Source organism: Pseudomonas meliae (assembly GCF_001400515.1).
In the GTDB taxonomy this organism is placed as follows: Bacteria; Pseudomonadota; Gammaproteobacteria; order Pseudomonadales; family Pseudomonadaceae; genus Aquipseudomonas; species Aquipseudomonas amygdali.
Window position 1 is genome coordinate 1,045 of sequence record NZ_LJQT01000391.1, and the last position, 1,889, is coordinate 2,933.

Below are 1,889 nucleotides of genomic sequence, written 5' to 3' on the forward strand. Positions count from 1 at the left end.
ATAAATCAGCGCCTCCTTAAAATTCCTAAAAATATCAAAGTGCACTTGCATGGCTACTCCTTGCAGATATAAAAATCTTGGATGGTTTGTGCTTTGTAATTTCCAGGAGGGAAATATCCCCTTTTCAGGATTTTTACCACTCGCGAAACACCATTGATTTGGATATTGGCCTCATAAAGATTCCAACCGAAAATCAACAAAAGCGGATTCATGATGATTTACCCAGACTTGTAGGTGATGGCAAACATCCACAGGAGAAACACCAAAAAACCTGTAAGTTTTTCCGGTTCGGAGTAGCTTATTCCCATGAATGACACTACATAGGGAAATGTATAGTTGATAATTTCGTTGGGGACCGCTTTAACGGATACGACTTCAATGCGATACGGGAAGGCGATCCGTTTAAAGAGTTGGCTCGCTAAAAATGCCGAACTTACAGTAAAAGCGACCATTAAAATAGCGAGCGACGGGTTTCTAAATGGGTTGATAGCGCACGTCAACGCCAGTAATTTAGGAAGTTCGCAAATAGGGCGAGACCACCACTCGAATGGAATATTTTGGATCGCGAGAATGATTGCCAGCGGCGTATAAGACCCAATGAAAATCAGGAACGCAGCGCTAAGCCTAAACTGCATAGCCCCACCCCGTAACAAGGGGGCTTGGAGGGGTAGCTGTATTTTTTCGAGAGCTTCCGTGCACTATCCGTATGTCCTTTTCAGTCAACGGCTAAAAGCTATCACGGTGCGCTTCGATGTGCGTGTTTTTTTGACCAAAGGTCAAGTAATCGCCCGCTCCGGTGATTGCTACTTTTAGGGGAGCCTGGGGTTGTAAGCCGTAATCCCAGAAATTTCCGTCATGGACGGGAAGCCAGTACTGGTGCAGATTGACGCCAAACAGTTGTTTTCGGGGTCCGGGGAGCAATGGAACAGCCAACCGACTTAAGGTGGTGGCGATCCGTTTTTCTCAGAATTTGCACCTTTATTGCCTGTCCGAAAGAGGTCCCTTCAACGCAATAAATTTAGGACTAGCTAAATGAGACGCTTAATGCAGCCTATTTTACGGGCCTTGACCGATCTATTGCTTAGCGTCCGTTGAGCGACCCTCTTACGGGCAAGATTTAACGAGGCCGCCGACTGTTTTGCATGGTCGGAGGCCTTAACTGACTTCTCTGTTCCATTGCTCCCCGGCCCCCTACACGTACGGGACTGATGCGGGGAAGGTGCGCCTGACATTCACGAAACACGGCAAAAAGTCGCAATGGACGCGTTTTTAGACGCCGATGTGGCGTGAAAAACGCGTTCCCCCAGAATCGACGCCACGTTGGCATCACGCCGAGGGGACCTTTTTCGGCGGATTACCTTGTATAGGAATTATTGAAATTCCTATACATGAACCTGCCGTCAGACGGTCGCCTGACGGTCCTTCAGGCGACTTTCAACGTACTCCCGAGCTTGTCGTTCGAGTTGATCGGTATGACGCGCGAGTTGCTTCTCTGCTTTGCGCATCTCCTTGAGACCCCACTTCTGCACAAGGCGGTCGTAGATTGCTCCAGCTTCTGGAGAATCGTAAATTGGCTGAACGTTGAGTATCTGCATCATCCCTTTCGTACTCTCAGACCGTGTATTCATCACAATCTGGGTGTTGTGTGAATCAATAACTTGCATGCCTGCTGACTCGTAAAATGGCACTTTTTTGATCGTGCACGTCAGCTCAGTGTGGGGGTACAACCCGATCAGCGCTCTCATCAATTCACGACCTATACCACGGCATCGATGAGACTTCCTCACACACATGTAATTGACTCCGCAAGCTTCGGGATGAGTAGCCACAGGCAAGTACAGAACAAAACCGGTCACAACCTCTGTCTCTACCTCATCAAATGCCACTAA

Annotated in this window: 2 protein-coding genes; both read right to left on the reverse strand. The window is 48.2% G+C overall.

Annotation, left to right across the window (positions count from 1 at the left end; translation table 11 throughout):
- Nucleotides 1-218: 218 nt before the first annotated feature.
- Nucleotides 219-635: a hypothetical protein gene (locus ALO64_RS18130; RefSeq protein ID WP_235378763.1), complete on the reverse strand. Its 417-nt coding sequence runs from the start codon at nt 633-635 to the stop codon at nt 219-221.
- A gap of 765 nt (nt 636-1,400) precedes the next feature.
- Nucleotides 1,401-1,889, reverse strand: a 489-nt coding sequence (locus ALO64_RS18135; RefSeq protein WP_054991774.1) for a GNAT family N-acetyltransferase, incomplete at its 5' end; no start/stop codon positions are given.